This window comes from Bradyrhizobium sp. SZCCHNS3016, from assembly GCF_032484535.1.
Taxonomy (GTDB): Bacteria; Pseudomonadota; Alphaproteobacteria; order Rhizobiales; family Xanthobacteraceae; genus Bradyrhizobium.
In genome coordinates this window covers 41576-57098 of record NZ_JAUETE010000001.1, presented here as the reverse complement: position 1 = coordinate 57098, position 15523 = coordinate 41576, and the positions used below count along the sequence as shown (strand labels likewise).

Here is a 15523-nt window from a genome sequence, read left to right as displayed (position 1 = left end):
CCCTTGTCTGTGCAAGCCCCGCGATGTGGATGGCCGGGCCTTTGCCGCGCCGAAGCGGCCGCGGCCGCGCAAGCGGGACGAGCCCGGCCAGGACGACGCGGCGACAGAAGGACAGACGCATGAATTCACGACTATGGTCGCCCTGCCCTGGGGCTGGCGGATCCGCGACGCGAGCCACGGCTGATCCTTGGCTTCGACGTGAGAGGATCTTCAATGATCGTGGGATCGAACGAGGCTGGGTCACCGGCCGGATCGGCCGATGGTGGGCACGACAGGGATCGAACCTGTGACCCCTACCATGTCAAGGTAGTGCTCTCCCGCTGAGCTACGTGCCCTAATCCAATATCCGTTCGGGTGGGCGTCCCTATATCGGCTCCCACGCAGGCAGGCAAGGACGCAAAATGCCGAAATTGGGAATAATCCGCCAGTTCCGGACGTTCGTCCCCGGCGGTCAGGCCGCCAGCATCTTGTTGACCTCGCTGACGAGCTCGCGGAGGTGCACCGGCTTGGACAGCACCTTGGCATTCTTGGGCGCCTCCGAATCGGAGTTCAGCGCGACCGCAGCGAAGCCGGTGATGAACATGATCTTGATGTCCGGATCGAGCTCGGAGGCGCGGCGCGCCAGCTCGATGCCGTCCATCTCCGGCATCACGATGTCGGTGAGCAGCATCTCGAACGGCTCCTCGCGCAGCCGCTGGTAGGCCGACATGCCATTGTCGTGGGGCGAGACCTGGAACCCGGCATTTTCCAATGCCTTGACCAGGAAGCGGCGCATGTCGTTGTCGTCTTCGGCGAGCAGGATTTTGTGCATGGCGAGGGGTTGTCTGGTCCGGGTGAGAGGCGGAGCGTTGCCGCCACTAAGCCTGACGGGCGGTAAATTTCGGGTGAAAGATTGCGCCTTTTGATCCGACATCGGCAAGGCAATTTGAGGGCTGAAGGTGCGGTCTTCGACCGAAACAGCACGCCAGCTCAGAGTTGTTCCAAACGGCGGGTGAACTTTTTCATTGCTTTTCGCTTGGCAGAACGGCTCGGATTATCGAAGATGTGCGTTGGCAAGAGCAGTGTCTGCGTTGTCCAGCGCGAATCGGCCGGAGGATACCGGCGCATCAACGGACGTGACATCGACGCACGTGACCAAGGGGACGGCGCCCAGAGATGACGGACTTTGATGGCGAATTGCCGCCGTTCGAGATCATGGAGCCGACCGAATGGCGCGCGCCCATCATCTTCAATTCCCCTCACTCCGGATCGGCCTACCCCGACGATTTCCTCCAGGCCTCGCGCATCGATCTGCCGTCGCTCAGGCGCTCCGAAGATTCGTTCATGGACGAATTGATCGGAGACCTCCTGTCGCGCGGGTTTCCGGTGGTCCGGGTGCATTTCCCGCGCTGCTATGTCGACGTCAATCGCGAGCCCTATGAGCTCGATCCGCGGATGTTCACCGGGCGGCTGCCGAGCTTTGCCAACACCCGCTCGATGCGGGTGGCCGGCGGCCTCGGCACGATCCCGCGCGTGGTCGGCGACGGCCAGGAGATCTATCGCGACCGGCTGAGCGTCGACGAGGCGCTGCATCGGATCGAGACGCTGTACAAGCCGTATCACCGCGCGCTGCGCCGGCTGATCAACCGCGTGCACCAGCAGTTCGGCACGGTCGTCCTGGTCGACTGTCATTCGATGCCGTCGGTCGGCGTCTCGCGCGACGAGCCGCGCCGGCCCGACATGGTGATTGGCGACCGCTACGGCACGAGCTGCGCGTCGCTGCTGCCGGACCTGGTCGAGGACGTGCTCGGCCGGCTCGGCTATTCCGTCGGCCGCAACAAGCCCTATGCCGGCGGCTTCATCACCGAGCATTACGGCAATCCGGCCACGGGCTTGCATGCGATCCAGATCGAGCTCAATCGCGCGGTCTACATGGACGAGCGCCGCAGGGAGCGCGGACCGCGTTTCGCGCAGGTCGCTTCCGATCTCGCCGTGCTCGCCGAGGTGCTGGCGACGGTGCCGCTCGGCGACCTCGGGCCGTTCCAGGCGGCGGCGGAATAGAGCGGCTGCGCTTTCGGTACGAGGGATTTCGGCTGGTGGCGTCGGCACAAAAAAGCGGGTGGCGTCGGCACAAAAAAAAAGGGCCGCTTGAATGACAAGCGGCCCAAGTCTAGGGAGGAAACGCCCAAGGAGGGCAGCGATAACGCGAAGCGCTACCGCACCGCAACAATATGCAATCGCGCTGCACAAAGCGCAAGGGTTTTTCCGCCCTTCTCCATGCAAAAAAACATAGGCCGGGTTGCGTTCAGCGCGACCCAGCCCTCTCCTTTTCATCATAGATGTCAATGGCTTGATTGGAGATTCCAAACGACCCGAGAGGGACCGCGGGTTTCGCTTTCACTTTCACATGAGAGGCCAGCGACGGATCAATCGCGCCCGGCCAGCGGGCCGGACACCAAACGGTATCCAAGATGCCACGCCAGCGTTCCATATCCGGATGCACGCCGGACCGCTTTGAGCTAGGCATAGCCGCTCATTGCCACCCGATTCCCTCACCCAAGGACGCGTTGTGACGGTCATCGATTTCTCCGCCTTCATCGGTCGTCTGGCGACCGCGTCGGGCGAAACCATCCTGCCGTTCTTCCGGACCTCGCTGCTGGTCGACAACAAGAGCAGCCGGCACGATTTCGATCCGGTGACGGAGGCCGACCGCGCCGCCGAGGCGGTGATGCGCCGCCTGATCAAGGCGAACTTTCCTCAGCACGGCATCGTCGGCGAGGAGTTCGGCAATGAGCGCGCGGACGCCGATTACGTCTGGGTGCTCGATCCGATCGACGGCACGAAGTCCTTCATCGCCGGTTTTCCGACCTGGGGCACGCTGATCGCGTTGCTGCACAAGGGCACGCCGGTGTTCGGCATGATGCACCAGCCTTTCATCGGCGAGCGCTTCGCCGGCGACAACGGCTCCGCCAACTACAAGAACGGCGGCGGCGAGCGCCGGCTCTCGGTCCGGCGCTGCGAGCGTCTCGCGGACGCGGTGTGCTATACGACGAGCCCATTGCTGATGAACGAGGCCGATCGCGCCAGCTTTGGCCGGGTCGAGGCCGAGACCCGGCTGTCGCGCTATGGCGGCGACTGCTACTCCTATTGCATGCTGGCCGCCGGCCATCTCGATCTCGTCATCGAGACCGAGCTCAAGCCCTATGACATCGCCGCCCTGATCCCGATCATCAACGGCGCCGGCGGCATCGTCACCGATTGGGAAGGCGGCCCGGCGCAGAACGGCGGCCGGATCGTCGCCGCCGGCGACAAGCGCGTCCATGAAGCGGCGCTGAAGCGGCTGGCAGCGGGCTGAGCCCGCCTCCACCGGCCTGGCTCCGCCTCGAACTGAACGGAGACGTCCGGCCTGCCGCCGGACGTCTCATGCAGCGGCCCGGCGCAAATGCTCGACGAGCAGTTTCGCCGGACGCGGCAGCGCCTTGAAGCTGCGGGCGCAGATCACGAGCCGGCGATCGGCCCAGGCGTCGCGCAGCGCGACGAGGCTGATCGGCATCGACCGCGCGCAACGCCGCGCCGCCGCTTCCGGCACGACGGCAATGCCGATCCCGGCCGCCACCATCTGGCAGATCGCGTCGAAATCGCGCAGCCTGGCCCGCACGTGCTGGCGGATGCCGAGCCGCGCGGCGTGCCGGCCGATATGGACGTTGAGCGCCGTCCCCTGCGTGAGGCCGATGAAATCCTCCCCCGCGGTCTCGCTGAAGTCGATCTGTCGGCGCGCTGCGAACGGGCTGCGCCGCCCGGCGACCAGGATCAGCCGGTCCTCGCCGAAGGCGAAGCGCTCGATCGTCTCGGGCAACGCATGCTCCGCCGCAAAGCCGAGATCCGCTCTGCCGGACGCGATCGCCTCGGCGATCTCGGTGCTTTCGCGCTCCTCGACGTCGACGTTGATGTCGGGATGCTCGCGCAGGAAGGCAGCCAGCGCCTTGGGCAGATGCTCGGCGAGGCCGACCGTGTTGGCGAGCAGCTGCACATTGGCGCGGCGGCCGGACGCGAAGCCCGAAAGCTCGCCTTGCATGGCCTCGACATTGGCCATGATGATGCGGGCGTGATCGAGCAGGCTCTCGCCCGCCGCGGTCAGATCCACGCCACGCCGGCCGCGCTTGAACAGCTCGACGCCGAACGCGTCCTCCAGACCCTTGATCCGCGCGCTCGCCGAGGCCAACGCCAGATGCGCCCGGTCGGCGCCGCCGGTGATGCTGCGGGCCTCGGCCACGGCAATGAAAAGCCTGAGATCGACCAGATCGAAACGCATGGTCATCCTGCCTCAGTCTTGGACGAAGGCTTGCTCCGTAACCTCCACATTGTGTCGTCGGCGCAGTCTGGTCAATGTGACGACCATGATCGACCCCATCCTCATCTTCATCGCCCTGGCGCTCACCTTGGCCGGCTTCGTCAAGGGCGCGCTCGGCCTCGGCCTGCCGACCATCTCGGTCGGGCTGCTCGCGGTCGCCATGCCGCCCGGCCGGGCGCTCGCCATCGTCATCGTGCCGGCAGTGATCACCAACATCTGGCAGACCTTCGCCGGCCCTTATCTGCGCGATATCGCCAGGCGCCTCTGGCCGCTGATGCTGGGCACCGCGATCGGCATCTGCCTCAACGCCGGCGCGCTCAGCCATGCCTCGACGCGCTGGGGCAACGTCGCGCTCGGCGTGCTGCTGATGCTCTATGCCCTGCTCGGCCTCACCAAGTTCGCCTTCAAGGTCGCGCCCCCGCACGAGAAATGGGTCGGCGGCATCGTCGGCCTCGTCACCGGGCTGATCTCGGCCGCCACCGGCGTGCAGGTCGTGCCCTCGGTGCCGTACATGCAGGCGATCGGGCTCGAGAAGGACGAGCTGGTCCAGGCGCTCGGCGTGTTCTTCACGGTCGCCACCGTCACGTTGGCGTTCAACCTGACGAGCTCCGGCCTGCTCAGCACGGCCACCGCCCTGCCCGGCGCGGTCGCCATGGCCTGCGCCTTTGTCGGCATGTTCGCGGGCCAGGCGGCGCGATCCCGACTGCCGGCCGAGGCGTTCCGCCGTGTGTTCCTGATCGCCATGATCCTGCTTGGCCTGTATCTCGCCGGCACGGCGGTCGTCGAGTTGCTCTGGTAGGTCAGCGGGCCTCGAGCATCGCGATCCGGACGCCGAGATAGATCAGCAGCCCGCCGATCGCGCGGTTGAGCCAGAGCAGCGCGGCGGACGAGCCGCGCACGCGGCGCGCAGCCCGGGCCGCGACGACGGCGACGCCGAGGCACCAGATCGTGCTGTTGACGATGAAGATCGTGCCGAGCACCAGGAAGGCGAGCGCCTTCTGCGGCGCATCGGCGGCGACGAATTGCGGCAGGAAGGCGAGAAAGAACATCGCGACCTTCGGATTGAGAATGTTGGTGAGCGCGCCCTGCCAGAACACCTGGCGGAGCGTCACCGCCGGCATCGACGTCGCATCACTGGCCCTGGCGGTGTCCGGCCGTCGCGCCAGAAGCTGCGTGATGCCGAGATAGACCAGATAGGCCGCACCGGCCCATTTCACCACCGCAAAGGCCGTGGCGGAGGCCGTGAGCAGCGCCGACAGCCCGATCGCGCTTCCGAACACGTGAACGAGGCACCCCGTGCTGATGCCGAAAGCGGCAGCGGCCCCGCCGCGCCAGCCGATCTGCGCGCTGCGGCCAACGATGTAGGCGGTGTCGGGACCCGGCGTGATGTTGAGCAGCAGCCCGGAGACGAGAAACAAAGGCAGATCGTGAATGCCGAGCATGATTGAACATTTCCTAACGATACCGGTCTAATCATCTACCTGGCCTCGGCATTGCTGTCTCGCACAGCAGAGGCCGGCGCGGGGCCGCATGGCAAAGGTGCCGCGATAGGGTCCGGAAAAGCGTTGGATTCGGCCGCCTCGGTCGTGGTATGCGCGAGGCGGGAGCACGATGTGATGGAAAGACGCCTCGCTGCCATCCTTTGCGCCGACGTCGCCGGCTATTCACGCATGATGGGAATCGACGAAGACGGCACGCACGCCGCCTTCAAGGCTCATCGCGGCGCCATCCACCCGATCATTCTCAATCACGCCGGCCGCATCGTCAAACACACCGGCGATGGCTTTTTGCTGGAATTCGCCAACGCCGCCAGCGCCATCCAGTTCGGGGTCGAGATGCAGTCCCTGATGGCGGAGCGCAACGCCGATCTGCCGGCCGACCGCAACATGCGCTTCCGGCTCGGAATTCATAAGGGTGAGTTCACGATCGACGACGGCGAGGCCTTCGGCGACGGCATCAATGTCGCCGTCAATCTCGAATCGATCGCCGTCCCGGGCGGTGTTGCCGTCTCGGCCAAGGCTTATGAGGAGGCCGGCCCGCAACTCCCCATCGAGCTGACCAGCGCCGGAAGCTTCCAGTTCAAGAACCTGCAGGAGCCGGTGCAGGCGTGGACATGGGAGCTCGGCAGCGAGGCGGCGATCCGGACCGGGACGAGCGTCACCGGCCTGCCGCCGCAATATCGCACGGCGATCGTCGGCGTGCTGCCATTCGTCAACCTCTCCGACGGCGCCGACGAGTATCTCGCCGACGGGCTCGCGGACGACCTGATCCATGCGCTGTCGCTGCAATCGTTCTTCCGTGTCCTGAGCCGCACCTCGACGTTTCGCTTCAGGGACCGCGGCCTCAATCCCCGCCTGGTCGCACGCGAGATCGATGCGACCTACCTGATTCAGGGAACGGTGCGGCGCTCTGGTCACAAGCTCCGCGTGACGGCGGAGCTGATCGCGCCCGAGACCGGCGCTCAATTGTGGACCGGTCGCTATGACGGCGACGTCGGTGATCTGTTCGCGATGCAGGACGAGATCACCACCAGCCTGTGCGCGGCGCTGATGCCGGAGATCTATCGTGTCGAAGCCTCGATTCCGGTCCGTGCGCCGGCGACCGACCCGACCGCCTGGGACCGCTTCCTGCGCGGTCTGTCGCACTACTACCGACCGACCAAGGCCGACTACGAGATCTCCATCTCGCTGTTTCGGCAGGCCATTGCGCTCGATCCCACGCTCGGCCTCGCGCACGCTTATCTCGCGACCATTCTGATGCAGGGCATCAATTTCGGCTGGATCAAGGGCTCGCGCGAGCTCTGGGACGAGGCGAAGAACCTGGCGCTGGACAGCGTGCGGCTCGACGCGCGCTCCTCCTTCGCCTATGCGATCCTGGCCTTCGTGCAGGCCATGCAGGGCGCCCACGAGGACGGCATGAAGGCGGCGCGCAAGGCGACCGAGCTCAATGCCTACGACATGGGCGCGCGCGGCGTGCTCGGGCTCTGCCATATGGTCAACGGCGAGCACCAGCAGGCCATCGATCTGTTCTCGATCGCGGCCCAGCGCGGCAACAGCGATCCGCGCTATCAATGGCCGGCGCTGAACGCCTACAGCCACTACCTGCTCGGCCGTTATGAGGCCGCGTTGTCGTGGGCCCGCGAGGAGCTGTTTCTCTACCCGAACCATCTGCAGGCGCTGACGATCCGCGCGGCAACCCTGGCGCAGCTTGGTGCGACCGACCAGGCCGGCGACGCCGTCGACGCGCTGCGCGCGCAATATCCCTGGCTCACGCTGGACCGCCACATCAAGAACATCCGGTGGAAACGCCGGGACGACATCGACCACTACCGCGACGGACTGATCAGGGCCGGGCTGACGTGAGCCAATCGGGCCGCATGTCGCCGGCCCGCCACATGGCCTACACATTGCTTCCGCAAATTGATTGGATTCGACTGCTGTTGCCGTGGTATCGCCCTGAGTAGGAGCAAAGACGGAATGGAGAGACGGCTGGCCGCGATTGTCTGTGCCGATGTGGTCGGTTACTCGCGGATGATGGGCGCCGACGAGGCGGGAACCCATGCCGCGTTCAAGGCGCATCGCGGCGCCATCCACCCGATCATCCTCAATCACGGCGGCCGCATCGTGAAGTACACAGGGGACGGATTTCTCCTGGAATTTCCGAGCGTCGTCGGCGCCATCGCGGCCTCGGTCGAGGTGCAGAAGCTGATGGCCGAGCGCAACGCTCATTTGCCGGCCGACCGGGTGATGCAGTTTCGCCTCGGCCTCAACATGGGCGACGTTATCTTCGACGAGGACGAGGTATTCGGCGACGGCGTCAACACTGCTGTGCGACTTGAAGCCGCAGCACCGCCCGGCGGAATTGCCGTCTCCCACAAGGCCTACCAGGAAGCCAGCAAGCACCTCACGGTCACCTTCGTCGACCGCGGGCCGTTCCGCTTCAAGAACATCGAAGACACCATCAACGTCTGGACCTGGGATCCGTCCTCGCCGGAGAAGAGCCGCGAGCAGCGGTCCACCACGACCCTGCCGGCGCAATACCGGACCGCGATCGTCGGCGTGCTGCCGTTCGCCAATCTCAGCGGCGAGACCGACGAATATTTCTCGGACGGTCTGGCGGAAGACCTCATCCACGCGCTGTCGCTGCAGTCCTTCTTCCGCGTGCTCAGCCGCAACTCCACCTTCGCCTTCAAGCATGCCGGCATGAGCGCCCGCCTGATCGCGCGCGAGATCGATGCGACCTATCTGATCCAGGGCTCGGTGCGGCGCTCCGGCGACAAGATCAGGGTGACCGCCGAGCTGGTCGCGCCGGAGAACGGCGAGCAGCTGTGGGCCGGCCGCTACGACCGCGACATCGGCGACCTGTTCGCCGTGCAGGACGACATTACCGCCAATCTGTGCACCGCGCTGATCCCCGAGATCTACCGTGCCGAGGCGGCGGTGCCGGTGCGGTCCAAGACCACCGACCTCACGGCGTGGGACCGCTTCCTGCGCGGGCTGTCGCACTACTACCAGCCGACCAAGGCCGACTACGAGAGCTCGATTTCGCTGTTCCGCGAGGCGATCAGGATCGACCCCGGTCTCGCCATCGCCCACACCTATCTCGGCACCATCCTGCTGCAGGGCATCCATTTCGGCTGGATCAGGAATTCGCGGGAGCTGTGGGACGAGGCAATGGCGCTCGCCGAGGCCGGCGTCCGGCTCGATTCCCGCTCGTCCTTCTCGTATTCGCTGCTGGCCTATGTCCACGCCATGCAGGGTCGGGTGGAAGCCGGGATGGAAGCGGCACGCAAGTCGCTGCAGCTCAATCCCTACGACATGGGTGCGCGCGGCGTGCTCGGCGTCTGCCATCTCGTCGCCGGCGAGCACCGCCAGGCGATCGAGCTGTTCTCGGTCGCGGCCCAGCGCGGCAACAGTGATCCGCGCTATCAATGGTCGGTGCTGAGCGCGTTCAGCCACTACATGCTCGGCCAGTACGACGCCTCGCTGTCCTGGGCGCGGGAGTCGCACTACCAGAACCCGAACCATCTGCAGTGCCTTGCCATCCGCGCCGCCGCGTTGGCGCAGCTCGGACGCTCGGTCGAAGCCGGCGAGGCCGTCGCGGCGCTTTTGAGCCAGCATCCGTGGATGACGATCGAGCGCCTCCTGAGCAACATCCGCTGGCGCAATCCGGCCGACATCGCGCATTATCGCGACGGCCTCACCAAGGCCGGCGTGCCGCTGACCAAGCTCACCCTGGTGGACACCAAGGCGAAATTCGCGGGCGAGTAGCGCGATCGCGACTTGAGGTTGACACTTGGGCGGGTTACGCCAATCATTGACGATTGCATTGTAACGTTCAGATGGCGGGGCTCCGCCCGTTCCTCGGCGCAATTCGGCGCCGCCCTCGTTTGTTGGCGTGATTTCGTTTTCATCACTCAGGTGCTTTCCAAGGATGTTCTTCGATGCAAGAAGACAGCGCCCGCGTCCGTGACGCCCTGCCCGGACAGCTTCCGGTCTCGTCCGATAACCCGTGTCCCTTCCTGCGCGCGCTCGTCGCCGGCGGTTTCGTCGACGGCCACAGCGTCCCCCTGAAGACCATCGGCGACCGGGTCGAGGCGGCGAGCGGCGAGACCGGCTTCAAGAAACGGCTTGTCGGCATCGAGACCTTCGGCGTTGCCCTGATCGCGAACGGCCTGTCGCCGCTGCGGCTCCTGAAGAGCCTGTGGTCCGGCGCCGATCTCGACCAGTTGCGCAACGGCCCGCTCGACAAGCATGGCGGCGGATCGCGCATCCTCGACGCCGAGGCCAAGGTCCATCCCGGGGAGATCGACCGGTTCGCGAGCTTCGGCAGCGACTATCCCGATCCCAATGGGGGCAGCGAGCGCGGCCTCAACGAGGCGCAGATCCAGACCTTCATGAAGGCCAATCTGACGCGCGACGGCGATCGGGCGCGCTGGTACTTCCCCATTCTGATGCAGGGCGAATGGCCAGTGCTGCTGAACATCCTCGGCAAGGGCGAGGGCGACGGCCGCTATCTGTCCGTTGCCGAGGTCCGCACGCTGTTCGTCGACCGCCGCCTGCCGCAGCGCATCGCCGCACGGCTGACAGCCAAGCCCAAGCCCGCGAACATCGTCTGGCGCATCGGCAAGGCACTCGTCGGCACGGCAGTGCTGGTCGGCGCCGCCATGTTGCTCGCCTGGGTGGCCGCGCCCGACGCCGTCAGCGACAGGCTCGGCAAGGTTCTGCCGAAGAAGGTCGCGGCGTTGATTCCGCCCGCTTTGCCCGAGACCGAGCCGACCAAGGCGGCCTATTGGCTCGATCAGGGCTGGACCACGCAGGACCGGCACTGGTTTCACCACGTGACGCAGGGCACCGCGACCTTTCCGATTCCCTACGCCTGGTTCATGGCGATGGAGCAGCCTTATCTGACGCCGTTCGGCACGCCCGGCCTGATCTCCGACAGCGCCTATCTCGAACGGTTCGGCTTCATCCCGAGCCCGAAGAGCGTCGACGGCGACCCCAGCGCGCTCCGGCCGTTCGGCTACGCCGCCACGGCTGCCAAGACCGAGCCGGCAGCGCCGCTGCCGTCCGGCCTGAAGCCGACCCCGGCCGGCAACGATGGCGGCCTGCCGGTCGGCTTTGCCCGGCTCACTGGCGCGACCGATCCCGCCACCGGCGCCGCGCAGTCCGACAAGATCGGCCTCACCTGCGCGGCGTGCCACGCCGGCAGCATCCACTACAAGGGCGTCAGCGTGCGCTTCGACGGCGGCCCCGGCATGGCCGACCTGCGCAAGCTGGAAGAAGCCATGGGCTTTGCGATGATCTTCACGCAATACGTGCCCGGCCGCTTCTCCCGCTTTGCCGATCGCGTGCTCGGGCCGAACGCCTCCGACGCCGATCGCGAGACCCTGAAGAAGGGCCTGAAGGCCGCGACCGATTTCGCGCTCAACATGCAGGCCAACAACTACAAGACCACGATCGAGGCCAAGGGCCAGACCGAAACGGAGGAAGGCTTCGGCCGGCTCGATGCCCTCAACCGCATCGGCAACCAGGTGTTCTACCTCGACATGGCCTCGAGCGGTCTGCCCAACATGCTCGGCAACCAGGAGGCCATCGACGCGCCGGTGTCCTATCCGCCGATCTGGACCGTGCCGTGGTTCTCCTGGGCGCAATATGACGGCTCGATCGCACAGCCCCTGATCCGCAATGCCGGCGAGGCGCTCGGCGTCTCCGCACAGATCAACTTCTCGCCGGAGACCGCGAGCGACAGGCTGTGGCGGTCGTCGATGGCGATCGATAACCTGCTCTACATCGAGAACATGCTGCGCGGTCCCGATCCGTTCGCGACGACGACGCCCGCGTTCGGCGGGCTGACCTCGCCGAAATGGCCGGAGAAGCTGTTCGCAGGCGACGACGCCTGGAAGATCGATCCGGCACGCGTCGAACGCGGCCGGAAGCTCTATGCCGCTGTTTGCGTCGAGTGCCATCTCGGGCCGGTCGCCGACCCCGTGTTCGACAAGACCTATCCGGACAAGAGCTTCTGGAAGATCAAGCCGGCCGAGGATTGGGAGAGCAAAGGCTGGAATGCCAAGGGTCCGATCCTCGACCTCGTGCAGAAGCCGGTCGACGCGATGCAGACCGACCCCGGACAGGCGAGCATTCTCGCCAACCGCAAGGTCAAGGTGGCAGGATTCCTCGAGGTCGATCCGGCCAAGGATCTGAAGGGCTGCAACCTGCCGCAGGGCTCGACCACCGACATGCCCTATGCGCTGGCGCTGATGGCCGTCGTGCAGAAGGCCAGCGACAAGTGGATGGAGGACCGCAATCTCGGTGAGGCCGAGCGCGCCGCGCTGTGGGGCGACCGCAAGAACTGTCCCAACCCGGCCGGCAAGTCCTATCGCGCCCGCCCGCTCAACGGCGTCTGGTCGACTGCGCCCTATCTGCACAACGGCTCAGTACCGTCGCTGTACTGGCTGCTGACGCCGGCCGCCGAGCGGCCGACCTCGTTCTGCCAGGGCGCGCGCGACTATGACCCGAAGCCGGTCGGCTTCGCCGTGCCCAAGGGCGGCGAGAGCGCGTGCAAGGTCGGACAGACGCTGTTCATGACCAAGGATTCCAGCGGCAAGCCGATCAAGGGCAACAGCACGCTCGGTCATTCCTTCGAAGGTCCGACGAAGCCCAACAAGGACTATCCGAACGGCATCATTGGCGGTGCGTTCTCGGAGGACGAGCGCTGGGACCTCATCGAATATCTGAAGACGCTGTGAGGATGTGAGGCTGCGCACCTTCGTCACGACGAAGCCACGGGCCTCGTGGGACTGATCTCTTGCGGCGAGAGCGGTCCCTCCCCTCCCGGTTGCGGGCAGGGGTTGGGACGGAGGTCCATGAGCTCCGGTCCCTACAACTCATTGAGCGCGACAGCGACGTCCGTGCGCCGACCCGGGACCCATGCTCCCGGGCGGCGATGGGGCGCAGGCTGGCGCCATAGCGTGCCTTACGCGGGCAGAGGTGGATGGAGCGAGCTACGTTCTTCTGCCCGATCAGAACATCGCGGGCGGGCTGACATTCACTCCGTGCTGGACCAGCACGAGAGAAGCGACCACGCCCGTCAACGAGAACATGGTCACCAGACCGAATCCGGAATTGAGCGCATGGGGACCAACCAGCTTCCGCGCAATCATCATAATCATCAATGCCTCCTCCTGAATGTCGTTAGTGGACGTCACTAGAGGGACGGTGCGTTACCGGGGCGTTTCCAAACTTGGAGAGATCGGCGCGTGGTGAATGCATCCTTGAATGCACAGCAGGCCCGGCATGAAGCCCGCTTAACACTGATGGCCGATTTGGATTTGCATCGAGGTGAGGAAAGCGCCGGCGCTCGAAAAAGTTGAATCTTCGTAACAGCGCGCGCTGAACGGATCACTATGTCGACGACAAGGGTGGACCGCTACGCGCGTGGGCACGATGGTTGTGTCGCCAGAGCGATCTTGTGTACGCGCGGCGCGAGAACGAGCAATCCGGTGTTTCCCAGCGAAAGCATATCGACACCTCGAATGACGTGGCCGTAGCCGCCAGGCCATATCCCGTCATCCGGTTGATGATGTCCGGCTCGAGACATATCGCGTCGAAGACGTTCGCGGTCGGCGCCCTGACTCGATCCTATCTCGCCTCATTCATCGCCGTCGCTGCGAGCAGCGCCGCCTCGATCGTGTCCCGGGTCTTGTCGAGATGCGCCGTCATGAGCGTCACCGCGCGCTCGGTGTCGCGCGCCAGCACCGCCTCCATCAGTTCGCGATGCTCGCGCGCGGCATCGCGGTTACCACGATCGGTCTTGCGGGCGAGATCGAGATAGCGCTCGTTATGCGCAAACAGGAGATCACGCACCCGCATCATCCAGGCGCTGCCGCAGGCCTGGGCCAACGCGGCATGGAAATCGGCATGCGCCAGCATCCAGGCCGGCGAGAAGCGGCCGTCATGGGCCGCGATCGGCGTCGCGGCCAGACGGTGATGCGCGGCAACGACCGCGGCTTCCCAGGCGAGATCACCGTTGGCGATGGCGTGGCGCAGGCACTTGGTCTCGATCTCGACGCGCATGTCGGTCAGATCGCGCAGATCGGCCACCGAGACCGGCGCGACGCGGAAGCCGCGCTGCGGCGTCGCCGTCACCAGCCCTTCCGCCGTGAGCCGCGCCAACGCCTCGCGGATCGCCCCGGTGCTGACCGAGAAGGCTGATCCGAGCTCGCTGATCTTCAGCTTCTCCTCCGGACGATAGAGGCCGGCGAGCAGGCTGCCACGCAACTGCTCGTAGACGGCCTGGGTGGCGCTGCCGGACATCGACTCATTCTCGCGGGATAATCGACTCACACTAGCAGAGCCCAAAAGTACATTTTCTTAAAAAAATATATTTTAATTGCACAGCCTCCGCCATCCCCCTATGCTCAACGCCAAAACGCCGCCGGCAGCGCGGCCCATCAGGGAGGTATCCATGCGAAGCGCCATCGCAGCGGCAGGATTGTTCGTCGTCGCGTCCGTCCTCGCCGTACCCGCTCGGGCGGAGGATCAGCCGGGCATCACCGCCAGCGAGATCCGCATTGGACAGACCATGCCCTATAGCGGGCCGGTGTCCGCCTTCGGCATCCTCGGCAAAGGCGAGGTGGCCTATTTCAAGATGGTCAACGACCGCGGCGGCATCAACGGCCGGAAGGTCAACCTGATCTCGCTGGACGACAGCTACGTGCCGCCCAAGACCGTGGAGCAGACGCGACGGCTGGTCGAGAGCGACGAGGTGTCGTTCATCTTCTCGACCATGGGCACCGCGCACAACACCGCGATCGCCAGGTACCTACAGGGCAAGAAGGTGCCGCAGCTGTTCGTCGCCTCGGGCGCCTCGAAGTTCGGCGACCCCGCGCAATTTCCGCAAGCCGTGATGGGCGTGATGGCGCCGTTCCGCAACGAGGCGCGGATGTATGCGCGCTACGCGCTGCAGCAGAAGCCGGATGCGACGTTTGCGATCCTCGCGCAGAACGACGATTTCGGCCGCGACTATCTCGCCGGGCTGAAGGACGTGCTCGGCGAGCGCTTCGACACGGCCGTGACCGTCGCGAGCTACGAGGCCACCGAGCCGACCATCGACTCGCAGATCGTGAAATTGAAATCCAGCGGCGCCGACGCGCTGATCATTGCCGCGACGCCGAAATTCGCCGCACAGGCGATCCGCAAGACCTTCGAGATCAACTGGCGGCCGATGACCTTCCTGACCAACGTGTCGGTGTGGATGTCCTCGGTGATGGAGCCGGCGGGCCTCGAGGCCGGCAAAGGCATCATCTCGACCGCCTATGTGAAGGATCCGCTGGATCCGGCCTGGGCGGACGACCCCGGCGTCAAGGGCTGGCGCGACTACATGGCCAGATACGTGCCGGACGGCGACATCCGCGATTCCAACTACGTCAACGGCTACAACAATGGCATGGTGCTGGAGCACGTGCTGAAGGCGGCGGGCAACGATCTGTCGCGCGAGAACATTTTGCGGCAGGCGCTGTCGATCAAGGACCTGGAGCTGCCGATGCTGCTGCCGGGCATCAAGGTCAGCACCGGCGAGAGCGACCATCTCCCGGTCGAGCAGGTGCAGTTCATGCGCTTCACCGGCAAGCAGTGGGAGCGGTTCGGCGAGGTGCTGTCGACCAAGTAGCGGCGGCTGCCCTGTTGGACTCTC

12 protein-coding genes and 1 tRNA gene are annotated in these 15523 nt (G+C 65.5%); 7 read left to right on the top strand and 6 right to left on the bottom strand.

The window, feature by feature from the left end; translation table 11 throughout:
• Positions 1-260: 260 nt before the first annotated feature.
• Both QW881_RS00250 and cpdR read right to left on the bottom strand, forming a co-directional pair.
• Positions 261-335 (bottom strand) — tRNA-Val (locus QW881_RS00250).
• A gap of 116 nt (positions 336-451) precedes the next feature.
• Complete coding sequence (gene cpdR, locus QW881_RS00245) at positions 452-811, bottom strand: cell cycle two-component system response regulator CpdR (protein ID WP_006610087.1); 360 nt, start codon at positions 809-811, stop codon at positions 452-454.
• A 344-nt stretch (positions 812-1155) separates the two neighbouring features.
• Between cpdR and QW881_RS00240 the strand changes: the two genes are divergently transcribed.
• Together QW881_RS00240 and hisN are read left to right on the top strand one after the other, a co-directional pair.
• Positions 1156-2040 carry an N-formylglutamate amidohydrolase gene (locus QW881_RS00240; RefSeq protein ID WP_315736485.1) on the top strand — a complete coding sequence of 295 codons (885 nt, stop codon included), beginning with the start codon at positions 1156-1158 and terminating at the stop codon, positions 2038-2040.
• A 508-nt stretch (positions 2041-2548) separates the two neighbouring features.
• Positions 2549-3334 (top strand): histidinol-phosphatase, encoded by a 786-nt coding sequence (hisN, locus tag QW881_RS00235; RefSeq protein WP_315759388.1) that lies wholly within the window; start codon positions 2549-2551, stop codon positions 3332-3334.
• A 66-nt stretch (positions 3335-3400) separates the two neighbouring features.
• Here the strand turns inward: hisN and QW881_RS00230 are convergent, their stop codons facing one another.
• Positions 3401-4291 carry a LysR substrate-binding domain-containing protein gene (locus QW881_RS00230; protein ID WP_315737053.1) on the bottom strand — a complete coding sequence of 297 codons (891 nt, stop codon included), beginning with the start codon at positions 4289-4291 and terminating at the stop codon, positions 3401-3403.
• An 85-nt stretch (positions 4292-4376) separates the two neighbouring features.
• Between QW881_RS00230 and QW881_RS00225 the strand changes: the two genes are divergently transcribed.
• Complete coding sequence (locus tag QW881_RS00225; RefSeq protein ID WP_315759390.1) at positions 4377-5129, top strand: sulfite exporter TauE/SafE family protein; 753 nt, start codon at positions 4377-4379, stop codon at positions 5127-5129.
• Between the two features lies 1 nt (position 5130).
• Here the strand turns inward: QW881_RS00225 and QW881_RS00220 are convergent, their stop codons facing one another.
• The gene (locus tag QW881_RS00220) at positions 5131-5772 is read right to left on the bottom strand and encodes a LysE family translocator (RefSeq protein WP_315759392.1); all 642 of its coding nucleotides are present in this window, start codon (positions 5770-5772) and stop codon (positions 5131-5133) included.
• Between the two features lie 174 nt (positions 5773-5946).
• Between QW881_RS00220 and QW881_RS00215 the strand changes: the two genes are divergently transcribed.
• The 3 genes from QW881_RS00215 to QW881_RS00205 all read left to right on the top strand — a co-directional run bounded on the left by QW881_RS00215 (position 5947) and on the right by QW881_RS00205 (position 12578).
• Positions 5947-7692: an adenylate/guanylate cyclase domain-containing protein gene (locus QW881_RS00215; RefSeq protein ID WP_315759393.1), complete on the top strand. Its 1746-nt coding sequence runs from the start codon at positions 5947-5949 to the stop codon at positions 7690-7692.
• A 114-nt stretch (positions 7693-7806) separates the two neighbouring features.
• Positions 7807-9600, top strand: a complete 1794-nt coding sequence (locus tag QW881_RS00210; RefSeq protein ID WP_315759394.1) for an adenylate/guanylate cyclase domain-containing protein — start codon at positions 7807-7809, stop codon at positions 9598-9600.
• Positions 9601-9773: 173 nt separating this feature from the next.
• Positions 9774-12578, top strand: coding sequence for a di-heme-cytochrome C peroxidase (locus tag QW881_RS00205; protein WP_316158117.1), 2805 nt, complete (start codon positions 9774-9776; stop codon positions 12576-12578).
• A gap of 273 nt (positions 12579-12851) precedes the next feature.
• Here the strand turns inward: QW881_RS00205 and QW881_RS00200 are convergent, their stop codons facing one another.
• The gene (locus QW881_RS00200) at positions 12852-13001 is read right to left on the bottom strand and encodes a hypothetical protein (protein ID WP_315759439.1); all 150 of its coding nucleotides are present in this window, start codon (positions 12999-13001) and stop codon (positions 12852-12854) included.
• 469 nt (positions 13002-13470) lie between these two features.
• Positions 13471-14145, bottom strand: a complete 675-nt coding sequence (locus tag QW881_RS00195; protein WP_315759440.1) for a GntR family transcriptional regulator — start codon at positions 14143-14145, stop codon at positions 13471-13473.
• 151 nt (positions 14146-14296) lie between these two features.
• Between QW881_RS00195 and QW881_RS00190 the strand changes: the two genes are divergently transcribed.
• The gene (locus QW881_RS00190) at positions 14297-15499 is read left to right on the top strand and encodes an ABC transporter substrate-binding protein (protein ID WP_315759441.1); all 1203 of its coding nucleotides are present in this window, start codon (positions 14297-14299) and stop codon (positions 15497-15499) included.
• Positions 15500-15523 lie beyond the last annotated feature (24 nt).

Excerpts from the sequence above, each read along its gene's own strand:
- cpdR (WP_006610087.1), bottom strand. The coding sequence starts at position 811 with ATGCACAAAATCCTGCTCGCCGAAGACGACAACGACATGCGCCGCTTC.
- QW881_RS00240 (WP_315736485.1), top strand. The coding sequence starts at position 1,156 with ATGACGGACTTTGATGGCGAATTGCCGCCGTTCGAGATCATGGAGCCG.
- QW881_RS00230 (WP_315737053.1), bottom strand. The coding sequence starts at position 4,291 with ATGCGTTTCGATCTGGTCGATCTCAGGCTTTTCATTGCCGTGGCCGAG.
- QW881_RS00225 (WP_315759390.1), top strand. The coding sequence starts at position 4,377 with ATGATCGACCCCATCCTCATCTTCATCGCCCTGGCGCTCACCTTGGCC.
- QW881_RS00220 (WP_315759392.1), bottom strand. The coding sequence starts at position 5,772 with ATGCTCGGCATTCACGATCTGCCTTTGTTTCTCGTCTCCGGGCTGCTG.
- QW881_RS00215 (WP_315759393.1), top strand. The coding sequence starts at position 5,947 with ATGGAAAGACGCCTCGCTGCCATCCTTTGCGCCGACGTCGCCGGCTAT.
- QW881_RS00210 (WP_315759394.1), top strand. The coding sequence starts at position 7,807 with ATGGAGAGACGGCTGGCCGCGATTGTCTGTGCCGATGTGGTCGGTTAC.
- QW881_RS00205 (WP_316158117.1), top strand. The coding sequence starts at position 9,774 with ATGCAAGAAGACAGCGCCCGCGTCCGTGACGCCCTGCCCGGACAGCTT.
- QW881_RS00200 (WP_315759439.1), bottom strand. The coding sequence starts at position 13,001 with ATGATTATGATGATTGCGCGGAAGCTGGTTGGTCCCCATGCGCTCAAT.
- QW881_RS00195 (WP_315759440.1), bottom strand. The coding sequence starts at position 14,145 with ATGTCCGGCAGCGCCACCCAGGCCGTCTACGAGCAGTTGCGTGGCAGC.
- QW881_RS00190 (WP_315759441.1), top strand. The coding sequence starts at position 14,297 with ATGCGAAGCGCCATCGCAGCGGCAGGATTGTTCGTCGTCGCGTCCGTC.